We start from the raw sequence: 20,066 nt of genomic DNA on the forward strand, positions 1-20,066 counted from the left end.
AGCCCTTCCCCGCCGCCATGAGAACGGATCGACATGACGACAGCCACCACAGTGGCCGGCCGGCCCCTGTCCGGCTGGTCACGGCACACGCCCCACGGCACCTGGTACGCCCTGCTCCCCGCCCGGTCCGGCGAACGCACCCTCGGGGCGCTGTGCGTCGACCGCGCCCTGCTGGCGCCCGAGGGCACACGCGAGCGCCTGGCGGCCGTGGTGCTCGCCACGGCGAAGCTCAGGCTGCCCGGACTGCTCGGCACGGTCGACCTGGTGGCCGAGGCCGGTGAGGTGTGGCTGCTCACGGCCCAGCCGCCCGCCCCCACCCTGGCCGACCTCCTGTCGTCGGCAGGCGGCCCCCGCCAGGACGCGGGCAGCGCGGCCAGCATCCTCAACGAGACCGCGCAGACCCTCCTCGCCCTGCGCACGGCAGGCCTGCCCCACGGCCCGCTCGGCCCCCACACCGTCGTCATCGCCCCGGACGGGGTCGCGCTGCTGGCCGAGGCGGAACCGGGCGCGGTGCTGGGCGACGCGGCCGCCGCACCGGTGTCGGGCGACGCGCCGCACGCCGGCCGCGGGGCAGCAGCCTGGGCCGCTCTGGCCCGCACTCTCGGTGCCGCCTGGACGCAGCCCGGAACACCCGCGGCGGACCTGTTCGCCCGCTGTGCCGCCACCGCCGAGTCGCAGGGGCTGGCGGCGGCCCGGGCCGCGCTGGTCGCCGGGCGGGCGGCGCTCCCGGCGGACTTCCTGCGCCGCACGGCGCTCCGGGCGGCGGCGGCCGCGTCGACCCCGGAGTTCGCGCCGCCGAAGGCCCCGGCACCCTCCGTCGCCGTGGCCCCCGCTCGCCCGGCTCCACCTACGGACCCTCGCCCGGCGCCGAACACAACCGAATCCGCACCGCGCGCTACCGCCCCCGCCCCTTCGTCCCGCCCCTCAGCCACCGTCGGCCAACCGCCCACGGCGGACCACGCCCACACCGCCACACTCCCGGACCCGCGCGCCTCCGTGGCCGCCCCCGGATCTCACCCTTCAGCCGCCGCGGACCAGCCCACGAGGGTCGGCCGCGCTCACCGTTCCCGTGCCGCGGACGCCCAGGCGACCGTCCTCGGCAAGCGCAACCGTGTCGTGCTGCCTCCGGTGGAGGCAGGGGAGGACTCAGGCGGGATCCTGCTCCGGTTCGGGCCGGGGGTTCCGGTGGAGGAGCAGGACGACCTGCGCGCCCGATGGCGGACCGAGGCCGCGGTTGCTGCCTCTTCCCGCCCGCGGCGCGGACGACGGGGCTGGATCGTCAGCACCGCGGTCATTGCGGTCGCCGCCGTCCTGCTCTGGCTGCTGCTGCGCCCGGACCCCGCTCCGGAGGTGGTCGCCGTCCGGATCCAGGCCCCCGCCGGGCCGTTGCACTGCGGTCAGACGGCCGACCTGGTCGGTGTCCTCACCACCGACGGGCACGGCGGCCCCGTCACCTACCGGTGGCTGCGCGCGGACGGTCAGGACTCGGGGGAGCTCGTCCGCACCGCCGACCGCGGTGAGCGCCGGGTCAAGGTGCACCTGCGCTGGACGGTCCGCGGTCCGGGCCGCTTCCGGGGGACCGCCCGCCTGAGGATCGCCCACCAGCCGGCCCCGATGGAGGCGAAGGCGAGCTTCACCTATGTCTGTCCCTGAGGCGTCTCTCCTCAGGCCTGCGTTGCCGACGTGAGCCGCGTCGCATCGGAGCAGGCGAGACTTGCTATGCAACGAGTTGCATAGAAGGATCGACGGCATGGCGCTCGAACACGCGATCTTGGTGTCGCTTCTGGAGAAGCCAGGTTCCGGCTACGAGCTGGCCCGGCGCTTCGAGCGGTCCATCGGCTACTTCTGGACCGCGACCCACCAGCAGATCTACCGCGTGCTCAAGCGCATGGAGAACGACGGCTGGGTCGACGTCCGGGACGTCCCGCAGCAGGGCCGGCCGGACAAGAAGGAGTACTCCGTCGCCGACCTCGGCAGGGCCGCGCTGTCCTCCTGGCTGCAGGATCCGATCGAACCGGAGAGCGTCCGCCACGACCTGGCCGTGAAGATCCGCGGCGCCGCCTTCGACGACCCGGCAGCCCTCGTCCGCGAGGTGGAGCGGCACCGCCAGGCGCACCGGGACCGGCTGACGCACTACCTCGCAGGAGAAGCGCGCGACTTCACATCCGAAGCAGGCGCGGCCGCTCCTGGTGCGCCGCCCGACGCGGAGCGAGAGCTCCAGCACGTCGTGCTGCGCGGTGGCATCGCGTACGAGCGGATGATGATCGACTGGCTGGACGACGTCCTCGCCACCCTGGCCCGCTTCGGTCCCGGCCGCTGATCGCCGCCGCTCCTCCCGAACCGCCGCTTCTCCCGGTCCCGGATCCGGCCCGTCCAGCCGTCCAACCTCCCGTCTCCCGCCCGTCCACCAGCCGAAAGGCGTCATCCCATGGCCGACCAGCTCCTGTTCAACCCGCGCACCTACGACCCCGCGCACTTCGACCCCGAGTCGCGCCGCTTGCTGCGCGCCACCGTCGACTGGTTCGAGGAGCGCGGGAAGAGGCGGCTGATCGAGGACTACCGGACCCGCGCCTGGCTCGGCGATTTCCTCTCCTTCGCAGCGAAGGAGAACCTGTTCGCCACCTTCCTGACGCCGTCGTCCGCCGCGGGGGAGAAGGAGTCCGACAAGCGGTGGGACACCGCCCGGATCGCCGCGCTCAACGAGATCCTCGGCTTCTACGGCCTGGACTACTGGTACGCCTGGCAGGTCACGATCCTCGGCCTCGGCCCGGTCTGGCAGAGCGACAACGCCGCCGCCCGCGCCCGCGCCGCTGAACTCCTCGCCCAGGGCGAGGTGTTCGCGTTCGGCCTGTCCGAGAAGGCCCACGGCGCCGACATCTACTCCACCGACATGCTGCTCGAGCCCGACGGCAACGGCGGCTTCCGCGCCACCGGCTCCAAGTACTACATCGGCAACGGCAACGCGGCCGGACTCGTCTCCGTCTTCGGCCGCCGAACCGACGTCGAGGGCCCCGACGGCTATGTGTTCTTCGCCGCCGACAGCCGTCACCCGGCCTATCACCTGGTCAAGAACGTCGTCGACTCCTCGAAGTACGTCAGCGAGTTCCGCCTGGAGGACTACCCCGTGGCGGCCGAGGACGTCCTGCACACCGGCCGCGCCGCCTTCGACGCCGCCCTCAACACCGTCAACGTCGGCAAGTTCAACCTGTGCACCGCCTCGATCGGCATCTGCGAGCACGCGATGTACGAGGCCGTCACCCACGCCCACAACCGCATCCTCTACGGCCGCCCCGTCACCGCCTTCCCGCATGTGCGGCGTGAGCTGACCGACGCGTACGTCAGGCTCGTCGGCATGAAGCTGTTCAGCGACCGCGCCGTCGACTACTTCCGCTCCGCCGGCCCGGACGACCGCCGCTACCTCCTCTTCAACCCGATGACGAAGATGAAGGTGACCACCGAGGGCGAGAAGGTCATCGACCTGATGTGGGACGTCATCGCGGCCAAGGGCTTCGAGAAGGACAACTACTTCGCCCAGGCGGCCGTGGAGATCCGCGGTCTTCCGAAGCTGGAGGGCACGGTCCACGTCAACCTGGCGCTGATCCTGAAGTTCCTGCGCAGCCACCTCCTCGACCCGGTCGACTACCCCGCCGTACCGACGCGACTCGACGCGGCCGACGACGACTTCCTGTTCCGGCAGGGCCCGGCCCGCGGCCTCGGCTCGGTGCGCTTCCACGACTGGCGGCCCGCCTTCGACACGTACGCGCATCTGCCGAATGTGTCCCGTTTCCGCGAACAGGCCGACGCACTGTGCGAGTTCGTCGCCACGGCCGCGCCCGACGCGGAGCAGAGCCGGGACCTCGACCTCCTGCTCGCGGTCGGTCAGCTCTTCGCCCTCGTCGTGCACGGACAGCTCGTCCTGGAGCAGGCCGCCCTGACCGGCCTCGACGAGGACGTGCTCGACGAACTCTTCGCCGTTCTCGTACGGGACTTCTCCGCGCACGCCGTCGAACTGCACGGCAAGGACTCGGCGACCGAACAGCAGCTGGCATGGGCGCTCGGTGCGATCAGGCGGCCGGTCGTCGACGAGGCACGCACGGAGCGGGTCTGGCAGCGGGTCGAGGCGCTGTCCGGCGCGTACGAGATGGCCCCGTAAGCGCGCGCATCGCAGCCGGTGACCGAGCCGCGTGGGCCCGGCCACCGGTCCGCAAGGGGTGTTGCAGGCGGCATCCGCGGTGACGCGACTACCGCCTCCCAGCCGACCGCACAGCCCATCAGGAGAGCTCATCCCCGGGGGCCGGCTCCACCGAGGCCAGAGCCGTCGCCGGATCCTGGCAAGCGGCTCCGGCGGGCACCCAGCGGCCGCGCTCCTTGCGGTACGGCCACCAACGCCCGTCCCGTCCCAGGCGCAGTTGGGCCGGTGCGCCGACGACCGTCCACCGGTTGCCGCTCGCCCGCAGCGACGGTCGCTCGTCCTCGTCCCAGGCCGACTCCAGGGCGGCACGCGCGCGTGCGAGAGCCTCGCCCGGGACGGCCCACTCCTCCTCCAGCACGGACAGCGCGGCCGCCCCTCCGAGGCGCCACGCGCGCGTGGCGCGCGCCAGCCCCTGCCGGTCGCGTCCCGACCCCTCGGCCAGCCGGCCCGCCCAGGCCGTCTCATCGGCTCCCGCGGCGAGCCGGACCGCATCCTGGGCGAGCGTCAGCTCCTCTTCCTGCGCCTGCTGTCCGGCCTGGGCACGGAGCGCCTCGGCGAGCAGGCGATGTGCCTCTGCGGCGGTTCGCGCGGCGAGATACTCCAGGGCGGCCGGGTCCACGCCTGGTCCGGGCGGGGCCTCGGTGTCCAGGGACGGCGGTATCCCGGGTTCCGTGGGCAGCTCCGGCGGGGCGGGCAGGGGCGGCAGGATGCCGCCGGTCCGGTACGCCTCGGCGGCGTCCACACCCTCCGGTCCGGTCGGCTCCTGGGCGGGTGCGGCGCTGCGGGCCTGGAGGTCGTCGAGCAGGGCCCGTTCGCCCCGGCCGCGGATCAGCAGCAGCACCAAGGGATCCTGGTCCAGCAGCCGCGCCACCTGGTAGCACAGCGCCGCCGTGTGCCCGCAGTGGTCCCAGGCGCCGCAGTCGCACTCCGGCTCCAGATCGCCCATGCCCGGCAGCAGGTCGACGCCCGCGGCCGCCGCGTCCTCGACCAGATGCGGCGGCATCTCGCGGTCCAGCAGCGCCGCGACGTGTCCGGCCCGCTCGACCGTCATGTCCAGGAATCGGCTCCACTGGTCGCCGTCCAGCTCCTCCAGCAGGACATCGGCCCGGTGAGGCGTGCCGTCGCGGCTGCGGACCACTGCGGTGATACGTCCCGGGCGTACGGAAACCGCACCCACAGCCCCCGAACGCGCGAGTCTGCGGCCGCTCTTGAGCTGTTGGGAGTCGAGCGCCGTGTCCTCCAGGGCTTTGAGCCAGGCCTGGCCCCACCAGGTGTGCGCGAAGCCCCGCCCGTGCGCGGGGGGCAGCGCGGCGAACGTGCGCTCCGTGTCGTGGTCGTGCCGGTTCATCGGGTGCTCCCTCGCAGTTCCACCAGATCGGCCAGCTCGGCGTCCGTCAGCTCCGTGAGCGCGGCCTCGCCGGAGCCCAGCACGGCGTCGGCCAATTCCCGCTTGCGGCCGAGCATGTCGGCGATGCGGTCCTCGACGGTCCCCTCCGCGATCAGCTTGTGGACCTGTACGGGCCGGGTCTGGCCGATGCGGTACGCACGGTCGGTGGCCTGCGCCTCGACGGCGGGGTTCCACCAGCGGTCGTAGTGCACGACGTGCTCGGCCCGCGTCAGGTTCAGCCCGGTGCCCGCGGCCTTCAGCGACAGCAGGAAGACGGGGACCTCACCGCCCTGGAAGCGCCGCACCATCGCCTCGCGCTGGGCGACGGGCGTCCCGCCGTGCAGGAACTGCGAGGTGACGCCACGGACCGTCAGGTGCTGTTCGATGAGGCGCGCCATGCGCACGTACTGCGTGAAGACCAGAACGCTCGCGCCCTCGGCGAGGATGGTGCCGAGGAGTTCGTCCAGCAGCTCCAGCTTCCCCGAACGACCCTCGATCCGCGGCCGTTCCTCCTTCAGGAACTGCGCCGGATGGTTGCAGATCTGCTTCAGCCCCGTCAGCAGCTTCACGATCAGTCCGCGCCGCTCCATGCTGTCGGCCGCGGAGATCTCGGCGAGCGTCTCGCGCACCAGCGCCTCGTACAGGCCCGTCTGTTCCTTGGTCAGGGACACGGCACGGTCGGTCTCGGTCTTCGGCGGCAGCTCCGGCGCGATCCCGGGATCCGACTTCCGGCGCCGCAGCAGGAACGGTCGTACGAGACGGGCGAGGCGCTCCGCCGCGGCCGGGTCCAGGCCGCCCTCGACGGCCTGCGCGTACCGTGTGCGGAAGGTGCCGAGCCGGCCCAGCAGCCCGGGAGTCGTCCAGTCGAGGATCGCCCACAGCTCGGAGAGGTTGTTCTCCACCGGGGTCCCGGTGAGCGCCACGCGTGCGCGTGCACCGATGGAACGCAGCTCCCGCGCGGTCGCCGAGTACGGGTTCTTCACGTGCTGCGCCTCGTCCGCCACGACCATGCCCCACGCCGTCTCCCCGAGCCGGCGCGCGTCCAGGCGCATCGTCCCGTAGGTGGTGAGCACGAACTCCCCGTCGGCCACCCCGTCCAGGCTGCGCCGCGCCCCGTGGAAGCGGCGCACGGGCGTGCCGGGCGCGAACCTCTCGATCTCGCGCTGCCAGTTGCCCATCAGCGACGTCGGGCACACCACGAGGGTGGGACCGGCCGTCGACGCCTCGCTCTGCCGGTGCAGGTGCAGTGCGATCAACGTGATCGTCTTGCCGAGTCCCATGTCGTCGGCCAGGCAGCAGCCCAGGCCCAGGGAGGTCATCCGGGCCAGCCAACTCAGGCCTCGGCGCTGGTAGTCACGCAGGGTGGCCGCGAGAGCGGCGGGCTGTGCGACCGGCTCCTGCCCCTCCGGGGCCGCGAGCCGCTCCCGCAGGGCCGCCAGCCACCCCGTGGGCTGTACGTCGACCCGGCGGCCGTCGACCTCCGTCGAGCCCGTCAGCGCCGCTCCGAGCGCGTCGATGGGCGTGACCTTGCGGTCCTGCCGGGCGCGGGCGCGGCGCGCCTGCTGGGGGTCGATGAGGACCCATTGGCCGCGCAGACGCACGACGGGCCGGTCGGCCTCGGCGAGCCGGTCCAGCTCCGCGCGTGTGAGCTGCTCGCCGCCCAGTGCGAACCGCCAGTTGAAGGCGAGCAGCGCGTCGGCGGACAGGAACGACGGCGTGTCCGAGGCGGCCCGGGCGCCCACCGGCTCCTCGTCCGGCGGGCCGATGACCGCGCGGGCCGTCAGCGTCCGGGCCAGTTCCTTCGGCCAGTGCACGTCGACTCCGGCGGCGGCGAGGTCCCGGGCGCCCGGTCCGAGCAGTTCGGTGACCTCCTCGTCGGCGAGTCCGACGGCGTCCGGCACGCTCGCCGACAGCAGGGGCGTCAGCGGCGGCCAGGACCGGGCCGCCCGGCGCAGCGCGAGCAGGGCGTCCATCCGCGCCCGCGGACCGAAACCCCGGCTCCCGTCCCCGGAGGTGCCCCACACTTCGGACGCGTCCGCCACCAGCGCCGGATCACTGACGCTGTGCACCTGCAGCACGGCCCGGAACGGCACCGAGGCATCCTCCTGGGCCAGCTCGGCAAGGCCGGGCACCTCGATCCGCAGCGAGAGCCTTACGCCCGCGTCGTGGCCCGCGGCGACATCGGTGGCCCATGCCCGCTGCCCGGGCAGGTGCTGCGGCGCCTGTGCCGCGTAGGCGGGCCCGCCCGTCACCAGGGAAGCCGCGGGGGAGCGCGGGAGCGTGTCGGCCACAGCGTCCAGGAAGGCCCGCAGCAGCCCTTCCGGGGTGGGCAGCCGCGGCGGCCCGGAACCGCCCACCGGGATGGCGTGCGCCTCGGGCGGCATCGCCGCGGCCAGCCCGCGGATGCGGTCGACGTCGTCCGGGGCCAGGGGGCCGACGCGCCAGGCGTCGTGATCGCCGGGGGACAGACCCGGCAACAGCAGCCCCCGCGAGAGGAGTTGCAGGGCCAGCACGGCGGCCGAGCCCCAGAAGACGGACCCCCGGTGTGCGTGCGCATCGGCACGCGCACGCGTGAGGACGGGAAGCGCCGCATGTACCGGCAGCAGGACGACGGGAACCCGGGCCGGCTGGACGCTGTCGCCGTCGGGCAGGACCACGGTCAGATCCTGGGCGGACCCGGCCGCGTGAGGCGGAGGGGCGCTGCGGTCGGGCCGCCAGAAGGCGACCCGGCCGGTGCGGGCCGGGTCACCGGGCACGAAAACGGCGCAGCAGCGGGCCAGTTCGGAGATCTCGGACGGTGTTGCCGCAGGGATCCTCTGCACAGCGAAGCCGTATTCCTCAAATTTGACTACTGGGGTCGGGGTCGCCGAGGGTACAGCAATCGGCGGGCCACCGGGACAGAGCCGGGCGGCCGCCCGCCCGTCCCGCGTCCGGGGGTGTTGTCAGCCCCCCGACGCACCACCGGCTGGCCCCCGCGCGTACACGGGTGGTGGCGTCATGGTCGCAACAGGTCGTCGCTTCGTACGTTTCCTCAGGTCAGCCCGTTGCCCGAGAGACCCGGAGACCGGACATGCCCGAGTCCACCACAGCCCTGGCCGAACCCCTGCGGGGGACGCGTGACGCACGGCCCGGAAGCGAGTTCGCGCCCCTCCTGCGCATGGTCCGGGGCCAGGGACTCCTGGACCGGCGCCGCACCTGGTACGCGCTCACCATCGCCACCAACGCACTCGCCCTCGCCGGCATCGTCACGGGCCTCGTCCTGACCGGTGATTCCTGGTGGTCGCTGCTCCTGGCACCGCTGCTCGCCGTGTTCTGTGCCCGCACGGCCTTCATCGGCCACGACGCGGGCCATTCCCAGATAACCGCCGGCAAATCGGCGGCCCGGGTCATCGGCCTGATCCACGGCAACCTGCTGCTGGGCATGAGCTACGCCTGGTGGAACGACAAGCACAACCGCCACCACGCCAACCCCAATCACATCGACAAGGACCCGGACGTCGTCGCCGACGTCCTCGTCTTCACCGGTGCACAGGCCGAGCAGCGGTCGGGATTCCGTCGCTGGCTGACCCGCAACCAGGCCTGGCTCTTCTTCCCCCTCACCCTTCTCGAAGGTGTTGCCCTGAAGATCCACGGTTTCCAGGACCTGCGCCGGCAGACGCCCCGTGAGCGCACCGTGGAAGGCCTGCTGCTGGTGACCCATGTCGCCGCCTACGCGACCCTGCTGCTCACCGTGGTCTCCCCGGGCAAGGCCCTCGCGTTCGCCGCCCTCCACCAGGCACTCTTCGGCCTGCACCTGGGGCTGGCCTTCGCCCCCAACCACAAGGGCATGCAGATGCCCGACCCGAACGGAGAGCGCTGGGGCCATCTGCACCGGCAGGTGCTCACCTCGCGCAACATCCGCGGCGGCGTCCTGACCGACTGGTTCCTCGGCGGCCTCAACTACCAGATCGAGCACCACCTCTTCCCCAGCATGCCCCGCCCCCATCTCCGGCTCGCCCAGCCCCTGGTGCGCGCCCACTGCCGGGAGTTGGGTATTCCCTATGCGGAGACCGCACTCGTCGACTCCTACCGGCAGGCCCTGCGTCACCTGCATGCAGTGGGGGAGCCCCTCAGGGCGGAATGACGGACAGTGTTCTCAGGGACGAGTCGGGGTCGCACCTCAGGGACGTCTCAGGGTCGAGCTCCGGAACCGCGGGAGGCGCGGGCCCGTTTTCAGGACAGAGAGCGGCACAGGCCGCGAAGGAGGCGACGTACATGTCGAACAACGCGAAGATCGCCATAGGAGGTGTGGCGCTCGGGCTCTTCCTGTGGATCTGGCTGCCCTTCTGGGCGGTGGTCCTGATCGTCCTCGGAATCCCGACCGCCGCATACCTCACGCTGGACCCCTCGCAGCGGCGCAGGCTGCGCCGCATCACCCGCAAGGAGCTCGGCCGCTGAAGCACTACCGCACGGGATCGGCCCGGTCGGCCAGCGCGCAGGAGTCGACCACATCGCCGTCCGCGGGCCGTGCGACGGTATGGTCCGCGGGCGGCTGCGCGCCCGTCTCCACCCAGGAGACCAGCGCGTCGAACGCGGAGCGGTAGCAGGGCAGGATCGGCCGCAGCCGGTCCGGATAGGTGTCGTACAACCCGTCGACGTGCGTGCCGCCCTGGATCGTGTAGTAGCGGTGCAGCGCACCCCGGCCTCGCGCGGCGACCATGCGCGTGTACACATCCGAGTCGGCGGCCTTGGGCAGCAGCGCGTCCAGGTCGCCGTGCAGCGTGATCAGCGGCCTTCCGATGCGCCCCGTGAGTGCCACGCGGGCCACGGCGCGATGGACGGACGGCGGCCGCGACGCATAGTCGTACACCGCGTCCGCGGGGCAGGGCGACAGGATCTGCTCCACGGTGCCGCCGGCGGACGGGCCGGGGCAGCCGGGGTCGTACGTCGGGTCGAACTCGGCGCGGTAGATCTTCTGTGTGACGCCCCAGTACGCCTTCTCGTGGTACGGCCACAGAAACTCCGAGCCGCGCGCGAAGCCCACCGCATACAGGTCCTCGTCGCGCGCCGAGCCCAGCATCCGTGCCACCGCCGTCGGCAGCGAGGTGAGCAGGCTGGGGCCGTCCGCGGTCCACAGCGCGCCCTCCCAGTCCACGCCGCCGTCGTACAGCTCCGGATGGTTCTCCAACTGCCAGCGGGTGAGATAACCGCCGTTGGAGATGCCGGTCATGTACGTGCGGCGCGGGGCGTGCCCGTACCGCTGGGCCACCGCGCGCCCGGCCGCCCGGGTGAGCTGGGTGGTCCGCGCGTTCCACTCGGCGACCGCGTCACCGGGCCGGGATCCGTCGCGGTAGAAGTCGGCACCGCTGTTGCCCTTGTCGGTCGCCGCGTACGCGTATCCCTGGGCGATCACCTGGTCGGAGATCGCCGTGTCCGTCGCGTACTGCCTGCGTGTGCCGGGAGCGCCGGTCACCACCAGGCCGCCGTTCCAGTGGTCGGGCAACCGGATCACGAACTGCGCGTCGTGCCGCCAGCCGTGGGTGGTGTTGAAGTGCGAGGAGTCCGGGAAGTAGCCGTCGATCTGCACCCCCGGCACCCCGGACGGGGTGCGGGTCGCCTTGGCCGTCAGTCCCGTCTGATCAGCCAGGTCGGTGTACGGAGTGCCGGCGAGCCCGCTCGTGGTCAGGTCGGGCAGACAGGCGCTCTGCTGGAAGGCGGCGCCCGGCACGTGCACCCGCTCCTGGTGGACACAGTGGCCCCCACCGACTGCCGTGGCCTGGGCGGGAGCCGGCCAGGTGAGGGCCGCTGCCACCAGGGCGGCGGCAGCGAGCGGAACACCGCGGGACGGACGCATGACGGACCTCCGGGACAGGACGGCAGGGAACGGCGCCCACAGACGAGCGGGCGCCGACGGCTGCCCCATCGTGCGGTCCGGCCTCCACGGCATCCATGGGCCGGGACCACATGGAACGCGCCCGCCACATGGCGGCTCAGTACAGGGGCCGCGGGTGAAGTGCCGTGCGAGGGAAGGAGATCGACCCCTTGCGGCCGGTGCACGCTTCACGGTGAGCGACGACGATCGGCGGCGTGCCGTCGCAGCACCTGCCCCCGACCGCCTCACGCCCGGCCGCCCGCCCCGGGAAGAGTCCGCACCTCGGAAGGAGGTCCTGTTCGCCGACGTGCCGTGCCCAGGTGCAGGCCTACGGGCCCGTCAGCTCCCGGGAGGCGCGGCCCCGGGCCCCCGCCCAGGCAGCGCCTGCCGAGGCGCGGGTCCGCGCTGCCTCAACTGGGCCGCACGGCCATCTTGTCGAGCGCCTCCAGCAGACCCGGCAGCTCCGGCCCGCGGCCGACCGGCAACACCTCGCCGGGCTCCGCGTCGAGCAGGACGAACGCGATGTCGTCGGTCCGGGCGACGAGCGACCACCCCGGACCGTCGGCACGCAGGGTCCGCGCGTCGCCCGGGGCGAACGAGGACCGGACCCGGCCGAGGGGCGGCGGAGTGTCCACATACGCGCGCGCCTCGGCGAGTACCCGCCGGATCCCGCCGTGCCCCGGCTGCCCGTCCGCCGGCTCGCCCGCCGCGGCCGAAGCGTCTTCCTTCCCCGCGGCCTCCGCGGCATCGGAAGCCCCGTCCGCGGTCGAGAAGGCGTCGTCGTCGATCTGCTCCCGCCACAGCGTCCACTGCAGCGCGATCTCGTCGGCACCCAGGCGCCGCTGAGCCGGCCCCCACCTGCTGGTGTCCGGCGGCGTCAGCGTCGGACCGTCCGCCAGCTCGGGGTCGGGATCGTGCGGCTCGGGCACGCCGGGAGCCGCCACGGCGACCGCCAGGGGCCACCCCGGCAGTGCGGCGACGACCGAGCGCTCGTCCGGCGAGAGGTCGTACTCCATCCCGCAGTCCCAGGACGCGATCGCCACTGCGACCAGGGACACGTCGTCGACCACGACCGTCCACCGGGCGCCGCCACCGTCCTGGCCGAGCACCAGGCCGTATCCGTCGGCAAGCGGCGCGAGGCCGAGCGCCGCGCAGGCTTCCGGATAGTCGTCGCCCAGCACGCTCGGGAACTTCGCCGGCGTCAGAAGTACCGCCGTCAGCACATAAAGCGCATCGTCCGCGGCGGCGACGGCGTCCTCGTCCGTCCCGGCCATCCCAGCCTCCCCATCGATTCATCCGATCGCGCGCACCCTAGTGCGAGCGGAAGCAGCTTGTCACGACTCACAAGCACACCCGGAGCTGCAGTTTTCCGGCTGGACGGGGCGAATCGACCGCTTCTGACCCGACGCCTCAGGCCGCCGGGAGGCCCAGAAGCGCGCGGGCCACCGTTCCCGGCGACTCGTCGCGCTCCCGCGCCAGCGCGATGACCGCACGGCACGCCAGCTCGTTGACCCCGAAGGACAGCGCCTCCGGCGACACCCAGCCTGCTGCCTCCTCGATCCGGTCCTGGTCGTCCTCCGCGCACGCCGAGACATACGCCGCCGCGGCTTCGAAAAGATTGTGTGTACGTTTGTCCCGGCCGTCGCCGATGTCCGCGCGAACGGCGTTGAGGAATCTCGCACAGGACTTGCGCACCCTGCCCCACATGCTGACCACCTTCCCCCTGCGTGGTTGCCCTGGCCGACCTGTCATCTCCTGCTGTTCAACGTAGAGTTGGACTTCCGGCGGCAGAAGGGGGGCGCTACGGTGAAGCGCTTCCAGCGGCTCGAACAGATCCGGCGGATGGACCCCGAGAAGGACGCTTCCGAGATCTACCGGCTCAGCGCGGCCTACGAGTTCCCCTGGGACTTCACCCGATCCCTTGAACTGGCTCTGTACCGCACCTATGCCGTACCCGGCATCGGGGGGCTGCTCGCCGAGACGGCGGAACTCACCCGGCGGCCCCAGAAGCGCTACGACGACACCACCCTGCTCCTGGACGCCGTCGTGGAGCCCGGCTTCGGCAGCCCACAGGCCGACACGGCGATCCGCCGCATCAACCAGATGCACCGCGGCTACGACATCTCCCAGGACGACATGCGGTACGTGCTGTGCACCTTCGTCGTGATGCCCAAGCGGTGGATCGACGCGTACGGATGGCGCCGGCTGTCGCGCCACGAGACCGTCGCCGCCGCGGTCCACTACCGCACGCTGGGACGGTACATGGGCATCAGGGACGTCCCCGAGTCCTACGAGGAGTTCGAGGCCTGCCTCGACGCCTACGAAGAGGCCCACTTCGACTGGGACGAGAACGCCCGCCGTGTCTCCGACGCCACCCTCGCACTGATGGCCTCCTGGTACCCGCGCCCGCTCGCCCCTCTCCTGCGCACATCGATTCTCGCTCTGCTCGACGACCACCTCCTGAGCGCCTTCCGCTACCCGCCCCCGAGCGCCGCCACCCGCGCACTGGTGCGCCGCGCGGTACGGACGCGTGGACGCGTCGTGCGCCTTCTCCCGCCCCGGCGCGCGCCGCACTACGCGCGGCAGAACTGGGAGGTCAAGGGCTATCCCAACGGCTACGAGCTGAACGAACTGGGCACCCGCCCGGTTCCCGGGGTGCGCGGATGTCCCGTGCGTGGCGTGAACGGCTCAGCCTTCGAGTGACCCGATCGTCTCCCGCAGCCAGGTGAGTTCGGCCCGGGACGTGGCCCGCGCGATGGTCAGCAGCCCGCGGCGGAAAGGATCGTCCAGCTCCTCGGCGCGCAGCGGCCGGTCACCCTCGTAGAAGAAGCTGGCCGGTTCCTCCAGGAAGGCCAGCCTGCGCCGGAGCACGGCCGCCTGCGCCGCCGGGTCGTCGAGGTGACGCAGGAAGGCGAGCACGGTGAACCACCGGTTCTCGTCGGTGATGTCGCGCCGGTCGGGCTCGGCGAGCCGCCGACGCAACTCGCCTCTGCCCTCCTCGGTGAGCGTCAGGACGTGACGTGGGGCGGCCACGGCGCCGGGTTCCGTGGCGCGCGCCAGCAGACCAGCCTTCTCCATACGCTTGATCGCCGGGTACAGCGTGCTCTCGGCGACGGGTTTCACATGGCCCGTCAGCGCGGTGATGCGTTTGCGCAGTTCGTAGCCGTGCAGGGGGGCGTCGTACAGGAATCCGAGGATGGCCAGCTCCAGCATGCCCGCATTCTCGCGCACCGGCGCTGTACATCGCCAGATTGATATATCGGAGTCGTAATACATCGGTTGCGAGGTATAGTTCGGTCGGGTCGGAAACGACCGTGGCGCACGAGGGAGGACGCGATGAAGCAGGCGGAGTTCGACGGCAGGGGAAGCTGCATCCGCTGGACGGAGACGCCCGGCGGGGAACCCGCGCGCGTGTATGTGCACGGCTTGGGTTCGATGTCGGCCGTGTACCACGCGCACATCGCGACCCGCCCCGAGCTCGCCGGCCGGCGCAGCCTGTTCGTCGATCTGCCCGGGCACGGCATCAGCGACCGCCCGGAACACTTCGGCTACACCCTCCAGGAGCACGCCGACGCACTGGCCGCCGCCCTGGACGCGAGCGGCCTGACGGGGGCCGAGCTGGTGGGCCACAGCATGGGCGGGGCCGTCGCCATCGTGCTCGCCCACCGGCGGCCCGACCTGGTCTCCCGGCTGGTCCTCACGGAGGCCAACCTCGACGCCAGCCCGCCGCCCACCGCGGGGAGCAGTGGCATCGCCGCCCACGAGGAGGACGCGTTCGTGGACGGGCACCACGCGCGCGTGCTGGAAGAGGTGGGCCCCCTGTGGGCGGCGACCATGCGGCTGGCAGATCCGCGCGCCCTGCACCGCTCGGCCGTCGGCCTGCGGCGCGGCTCCGAGCCCGTCATGCGCAGCATCCTCGAACAGCTGCCGATCGAGCGCGTCTACCTGCAGGGCGGGCTCAGCGGTGAACTCGCGGGCAGGCACGCCCTGGAGGCGGCAGGGGTGCGGGTGGTGATGGTGCCCGGTGCGGGCCACAACGTCATGTTCGACAACCCCGACGCCTTCGCGGCAGCCGTCGCGGGCCGCTGCTGAGACTCAGCCCTCCCGCACGGCCAACGCCAGAAAGCGGGCGTCCTCGTCGACGTACGAGGTCATCCGCCAGCCCGAACCCGCCAGCAGCGGACGGAGGTTGGGCTCCGCGCGCAGATCGTCCGGGGTGATCTCGCGTCCTTGGCGTGCCGCCAGTGCCGCCCGGCCGATGGGGTGGAACAGCGCCAGTGTGCCGCCGGGGCGGACGACGCGGGCCAACTCCCGCAGGTTCTCCGACGGCTGGGGCAGATGAGCGATCAGCCCGGCGGCGAACACGGCGTCCAGCGCCTCGGACCGCAACGGAAGTGCGGCGACGTCGGCGAGCACCAGCTGCCCCTCGTGGCCCCTTCCGGCCCGTACGGCGGCCTGGAGCATGGCAGGGGTCAGATCGGCCCCGACGACCACTCCCGAGGGCCCCACGGCGGCGCGCAGCGGCGTCAGGGCCCGCCCCGTGCCGCAGCCCGCGTCGAGCACACGGTCGCCCTCGCGCAGCCCGAGCTCGGCGACCGCGGCGGCATAGGCGGGACCGTCGTCGGGGAACCGGCTGTCCCAGTCGGCGGCGCGGGCGCCGAAGAATTCCTGGACATGTGTGTGGTCGTCGCTCATGTTCCGCATGATCCCTCACCGAAACGGATGGGTGCCGCTGTGCACACGTTCGAGCGGGGCGCGATCGTTCAGGTACCTCTCTGTGTCATATTCCAACAGCTTTCGAAATGCGCGCCCTTGGTGCGCCCCTGCCAGGACTAGCGTCCCGGGGCCATGGGACACCTGGACCACGCCACCTTCGGCTGGCTTACCCCCGTACTGTCGTATGTGATGGCCTGTATAGGCGCCGCGCTGGGACTGCGCTGCACGGTCCGCGCGCTGGGCGCCACCGGGCGCTCGCGCCGCAACTGGCTCATCACCGCGGCCTCCGCGATCGGCACCGGCATCTGGACCATGCACTTCGTGGCCATGCTCGGCTTCGGCGTGAGCGGCACCGACATCCGCTACGACGTCCCACTCACCATCGTGAGCCTGCTCGTCGCCATGATCGTCGTCTGGGCCGGCGTCTTCGCCGTCGGCTACAGCCGTGACCGCACGCGCGCGCTCTTCCTCGGCGGACTGACCACCGGGATCGGCGTCGCGAGCATGCACTATCTGGGCATGGCCGCCGTGCGACTGCACGGGCACGTCAGCTACGACCCGGCGCTCGTCGCACTCTCCGTCCTGATCGCCGTGGTGGCGGCGACGGCGGCCCTGTGGGCGGGGCTCAACATCAAGTCGCCCATTGCCGTCACCGTCGCCTCCCTGATCATGGGCGCCGCGGTGGCCAGCATGCACTACACCGCGATGTTCGCGGTACGCGTCCACGTCACACCGTCCGGCCATGCCCTGCCCGGGGCCACGGCGATGCAGTTCATCTTCCCCCTCGCCGTCGGCCTCGGCTCCTACCTGTTCCTGACCTCGGCCTTCGTCGCGCTGTCGCCGACGACCGGGGAGCGCGAGGCATCCGCCTCGGCCCAGCGGCCGGTCGAGAGCGCCGCCGCCCACTAGCGACGGCCCGGCCCGCCCCCGACCACTCCCGAGCGAGGAGGCCATGCGTACACCCCGTAGGACCCCCCGCCCCAGCCCCGAGGCGCCGCCCCAGCCCCCTGTGCGCGGCCGTCGCGCCCATGCCGGCCCGCCCGCCGACGAGGTCCCGGACGAGTTCGCGGGCGCGGCCCCGGCTGATGCACCCATGCCCGGGAGCCGCTGGCGGATACGGCCGCGCACCGTCCGCGCGAAGATCGTGTGCCTGCTGATGGTTCCGGTCGTCTCGCTGCTGGCCCTGTGGGCGTACGCCACCGTCAGCACCGCCCAGGACGTCGCCCGGCTACGGCAGTTGCAGCGCGTCGACGCCCAGATCCGCACCCCGGTCGCCACGGCCGTCGCCGCACTGCAGGCCGAGCGCTCGGCCGCCGTGCGCTCCGCCACAGCCCCCTCGGCCGGACGCAGCGACGACTACAAGAAGCTCGCTGACCGCACCGACCAGGCCGTGGCAGGGCTGCGGCTCGGGGACCACAACACCGTCGCCGACAGCGAGGAACTGCCCTCCGGAGTGGCCCAGCGGCTCAAGACCTTCGTCGCCGGCGCCGAACAACTGCGGTCCCTGCGCACCGCGGTGCTCGACCGGCGCGCGAACTGGGCCATGACGTACGGGCAGTACACCAAGGCCATCAACAGCGCCTTCGCGGTGGGCGGCGCGCTCACCGGCATCCAGGACGCCGATCTGGGCTCCGACGCGCGCGTGCTGCTCGAATTCTCCCGCGCGGGCGAGGCGTTGGCCCAGGAGGACTCGGTGCTCTCGGGTGCCCGCCTGACCCATGGCCTCAGCGGCGAGCGGCTACGGCTGTTCACCGGAGCCGTCGACACCCGCCGCACGCTCACCGACGCCGCCGTCGCCGACCTGAGCGGCCCGGAGCGCACCGCCTGGCGCACCCTCGCCGAAGGCGGTGACTACGCCGCCCTGAGCCGCACGGAGGACCGGATCCTCACCGCCGCCCCGGGCGGACGCGCGATCGCCGCCGCACCCGAGGCCGACTGGAACACGGCACACGCGCGCGTACAGGGCGGGATGCGGACGATCGAGCAGGACGCCGGGAGCGGCGTCGCGCACCGCGCCGACCCCTTCACCCGCGGCCTGCTCACCCCGGCCGGCGCCGCGGTGCTCCTCGGCCTTGCCGCGGTGGCCGCCTCGCTCGTCATCTCGGTCCGCATCGGACGCGGCCTCGTCGTCGAACTGGTCAGCCTGCGCAACAGCGCCCTCGAGATCGCCCGCCGCAACCTCCCCGAGGCCATGCGGAAGCTGCGCGCCGGCGAGGAGATCGACATCCAGGCCGAGGCCCCACCGGGGCCGCCCGCCGAGGACGAGACCGGACAGGTCGCCGAGGCCCTCACCACGGTCCACCGCGCCGCCCTGCGGGCCGCCGTCGAGCGCGCCGAACTCGCCAGCGGCATCTCCGGGGTCTTCGTCAACCTCGCCCGCCGCAGCCAGGTCCTGGTCCACCGCCAACTCAGCCTCCTCGACAGCATGGAGCGCCGCTCCGACGACCCGAACGAGCTCAGCGACCTCTTCCGCCTCGACCACCTCACCACCCGCATGAGGCGCCACGCCGAGAGCCTGATCATCCTGTCCGGAGCGGCACCCGGCCGAGCCTGGCGCATGCCGGTGTCCCTGACCAACGTGGTGCGCGCGGCCGTCTCCGAAGTCGAGGACTACGCGCGCGTGGAGGTACGGCAGCTCCCAGAGGCAGCGGTCATCGGCTCGGCCGTCGCCGACCTCACCCACCTCCTGGCCGAGGTCGTCGAGAACGCGGCCCAGTTCTCGCCACCCCACACGCGCGTGCGCATCATCGGCGAACCCGTCGGCAACGGCTACGTCATCGAGGTCGAGGACCGCGGCCTGGGCATGGGCCCGGAGACCCTCACCGAGGCCAACCGGCGCATCGAACAGTCCGAGGCCCTCGACCTCTTCGACAGCGACCGCCTCGGCCTCTTCGTGGTCAGCAGGCTCGCGGCCCGCCACGGCATCAAGGTGCACCTGCGCACCTCCCCCTACGGCGGCACCACCGCGGTCGTCCTGCTGCCCACCGCCCTGCTGCACGGCGGCGCGGCGGAACGTTCCCCCGGCAAGGCCGAGGACCCGCAGCGGCCGACGGAGCGCGAGTACGCGCGCTTGCCCGGCGGCGGCCCGCACCAGGACTCCGTCCCGGCGACCGAGCGGCCCGCGCTGGTGGCCCACGCGCCGGCCGCGGTGGACACGGCGTCCGACACCCCACCCCCCGGAGTCACCACCTTGCGCCTGCACCGTCCCCCGGAGGACACCGAAGAGTCCGACGACCTGCCCCGCCGGGTACGCCAGGCAAGTCTCGCCCCCCAACTGCGCGAACAGCGCCCCGAGGAGCCCGCCCACGCGCCGGCCTCCGCCCGCGACGACCGGCGCACCCCCGAGATCGTGCGGGACCGCATGGCCGCCTACCGCGACGGCTGGACACGCGGCGGCGGCAGGCAACCCGGACGCGGCGTGGGACCGAATCCCACACCGCGCAGCGACAGCACCGAAGGAGACCGCGCATGATCCAGGATCCGAGCACCAGGGCCGACCGGCGATCCGGCGAACTCGACTGGCTGCTGGACGACTTGGTGCTGCGTGTGAGCGAGGTACGGCACGCCGTGGTGCTCTCCAACGACGGACTCGCCGTGGGCGCCTCGTCCGACCTGCGTCGCGAGGACGCGGAACACCTCGCCGCCGTGGCCTCCGGCTTCCACAGCCTGGCCAAGGGCGCGGGACGGCACTTCGGTGCCGGCGGTGTGCGCCAGACCATGGTCGAGATGGACGACGGCTTCCTGTTCGTGGCCGCCGCGGGCGACGGCTCCTGCCTCGCCGTACTCACCGCCGTCACCGCAGACATCGGCCTGGTGGCCTATGAGATGGCACGACTGGTCAAACGCGTCGGCGAGCATCTGTACACGCCGACCCGTGTCGCAGCGCGGCCGCCGGCCGCCCGATGAGACACGAGGGTGGC

Annotated in this window: 17 protein-coding genes; 10 read left to right on the top strand and 7 right to left on the bottom strand. The window is 72.6% G+C overall.

Annotated elements, in window-relative coordinates; genetic code table 11:
- Positions 1–33 precede the first annotated feature (33 nt).
- The 3 genes from ABT254_RS43960 to ABT254_RS43970 all read left to right on the top strand — a co-directional run bounded on the left by ABT254_RS43960 (position 34) and on the right by ABT254_RS43970 (position 4,153).
- On the top strand, positions 34–1,653 hold the full coding sequence (locus ABT254_RS43960; protein ID WP_351483337.1) for a hypothetical protein: 1,620 nt from the start codon (positions 34–36) through the stop codon (positions 1,651–1,653).
- 97 nt (positions 1,654–1,750) lie between these two features.
- On the top strand, positions 1,751–2,320 hold the full coding sequence (locus ABT254_RS43965; protein ID WP_351483338.1) for a PadR family transcriptional regulator: 570 nt from the start codon (positions 1,751–1,753) through the stop codon (positions 2,318–2,320).
- A 108-nt stretch (positions 2,321–2,428) separates the two neighbouring features.
- Positions 2,429–4,153: an acyl-CoA dehydrogenase family protein gene (locus tag ABT254_RS43970; RefSeq protein ID WP_351483339.1), complete on the top strand. Its 1,725-nt coding sequence runs from the start codon at positions 2,429–2,431 to the stop codon at positions 4,151–4,153.
- A gap of 118 nt (positions 4,154–4,271) precedes the next feature.
- On the opposite strand, the gene ABT254_RS43975 is transcribed toward ABT254_RS43970, so the two are convergent.
- Both ABT254_RS43975 and ABT254_RS43980 read right to left on the bottom strand, forming a co-directional pair.
- Complete coding sequence (locus ABT254_RS43975; protein ID WP_351483340.1) at positions 4,272–5,540, bottom strand: SWF or SNF family helicase; 1,269 nt, start codon at positions 5,538–5,540, stop codon at positions 4,272–4,274.
- On the bottom strand, positions 5,537–8,401 hold the full coding sequence (locus tag ABT254_RS43980) for an SCO1167/SCO6262 family helicase (protein WP_351483341.1): 2,865 nt from the start codon (positions 8,399–8,401) through the stop codon (positions 5,537–5,539). Before ABT254_RS43980 ends, ABT254_RS43975 begins: the two co-directional genes overlap by 4 nt.
- Before the next feature lie 248 nt (positions 8,402–8,649).
- Between ABT254_RS43980 and ABT254_RS43985 the strand changes: the two genes are divergently transcribed.
- Both ABT254_RS43985 and ABT254_RS43990 read left to right on the top strand, forming a co-directional pair.
- Entirely contained in the window at positions 8,650–9,702 is a 1,053-nt protein-coding gene (locus ABT254_RS43985; RefSeq protein ID WP_351483342.1) for a fatty acid desaturase family protein, read from the top strand.
- A 131-nt stretch (positions 9,703–9,833) separates the two neighbouring features.
- A complete protein-coding gene (locus ABT254_RS43990; RefSeq protein ID WP_030931554.1) occupies positions 9,834–10,016 on the top strand; it encodes a tail-anchor membrane protein in 183 nt (60 codons plus the stop codon).
- 4 nt (positions 10,017–10,020) lie between these two features.
- Here ABT254_RS43990 and ABT254_RS43995 read toward each other — a convergent pair whose 3' ends face one another.
- The 3 genes from ABT254_RS43995 to ABT254_RS44005 all read right to left on the bottom strand — a co-directional run bounded on the left by ABT254_RS43995 (position 10,021) and on the right by ABT254_RS44005 (position 13,137).
- A complete protein-coding gene (locus ABT254_RS43995) occupies positions 10,021–11,412 on the bottom strand; it encodes a tannase/feruloyl esterase family alpha/beta hydrolase (RefSeq protein WP_351483343.1) in 1,392 nt (463 codons plus the stop codon).
- A 428-nt stretch (positions 11,413–11,840) separates the two neighbouring features.
- The gene (locus ABT254_RS44000; protein ID WP_351483344.1) at positions 11,841–12,704 is read right to left on the bottom strand and encodes a hypothetical protein; all 864 of its coding nucleotides are present in this window, start codon (positions 12,702–12,704) and stop codon (positions 11,841–11,843) included.
- 136 nt (positions 12,705–12,840) lie between these two features.
- Complete coding sequence (locus ABT254_RS44005; protein WP_351483345.1) at positions 12,841–13,137, bottom strand: hypothetical protein; 297 nt, start codon at positions 13,135–13,137, stop codon at positions 12,841–12,843.
- 99 nt (positions 13,138–13,236) lie between these two features.
- On the opposite strand from ABT254_RS44005, the gene ABT254_RS44010 reads away from it, so the two are divergent.
- Positions 13,237–14,133 carry an oxygenase MpaB family protein gene (locus ABT254_RS44010; RefSeq protein ID WP_351483346.1) on the top strand — a complete coding sequence of 299 codons (897 nt, stop codon included), beginning with the start codon at positions 13,237–13,239 and terminating at the stop codon, positions 14,131–14,133.
- Here the strand turns inward: ABT254_RS44010 and ABT254_RS44015 are convergent.
- The gene (locus tag ABT254_RS44015; RefSeq protein ID WP_351483347.1) at positions 14,119–14,643 is read right to left on the bottom strand and encodes a PadR family transcriptional regulator; all 525 of its coding nucleotides are present in this window, start codon (positions 14,641–14,643) and stop codon (positions 14,119–14,121) included. The genes ABT254_RS44010 and ABT254_RS44015 overlap by 15 nt on opposite strands.
- A gap of 123 nt (positions 14,644–14,766) precedes the next feature.
- On the opposite strand from ABT254_RS44015, the gene ABT254_RS44020 reads away from it, so the two are divergent.
- Positions 14,767–15,522 (top strand): alpha/beta fold hydrolase, encoded by a 756-nt coding sequence (locus ABT254_RS44020; protein ID WP_351483348.1) that lies wholly within the window; start codon positions 14,767–14,769, stop codon positions 15,520–15,522.
- A gap of 3 nt (positions 15,523–15,525) precedes the next feature.
- On the opposite strand, the gene ABT254_RS44025 is transcribed toward ABT254_RS44020, so the two are convergent.
- Positions 15,526–16,125, bottom strand: a complete 600-nt coding sequence (locus ABT254_RS44025; RefSeq protein ID WP_351483349.1) for a class I SAM-dependent methyltransferase — start codon at positions 16,123–16,125, stop codon at positions 15,526–15,528.
- A gap of 153 nt (positions 16,126–16,278) precedes the next feature.
- Here ABT254_RS44025 and ABT254_RS44030 point away from each other — a divergent pair, with 153 nt between their 5' ends.
- The 3 genes from ABT254_RS44030 to ABT254_RS44040 are packed head-to-tail and all read left to right on the top strand — an operon-like array spanning position 16,279 to position 20,052.
- Complete coding sequence (locus ABT254_RS44030; protein ID WP_351483350.1) at positions 16,279–17,055, top strand: MHYT domain-containing protein; 777 nt, start codon at positions 16,279–16,281, stop codon at positions 17,053–17,055.
- Positions 17,056–17,098: 43 nt separating this feature from the next.
- Complete coding sequence (locus ABT254_RS44035) at positions 17,099–19,618, top strand: sensor histidine kinase (RefSeq protein ID WP_351483351.1); 2,520 nt, start codon at positions 17,099–17,101, stop codon at positions 19,616–19,618.
- Complete coding sequence (locus ABT254_RS44040; protein ID WP_351483352.1) at positions 19,615–20,052, top strand: roadblock/LC7 domain-containing protein; 438 nt, start codon at positions 19,615–19,617, stop codon at positions 20,050–20,052. The genes ABT254_RS44035 and ABT254_RS44040 overlap by 4 nt, the downstream gene beginning before the upstream one ends.
- Positions 20,053–20,066: the final 14 nt, after the last annotated feature.

This window comes from Streptomyces sp. NPDC001137, from assembly GCF_040298885.1.
GTDB lineage: Bacteria > Actinomycetota > Actinomycetes > Streptomycetales > Streptomycetaceae > Streptomyces.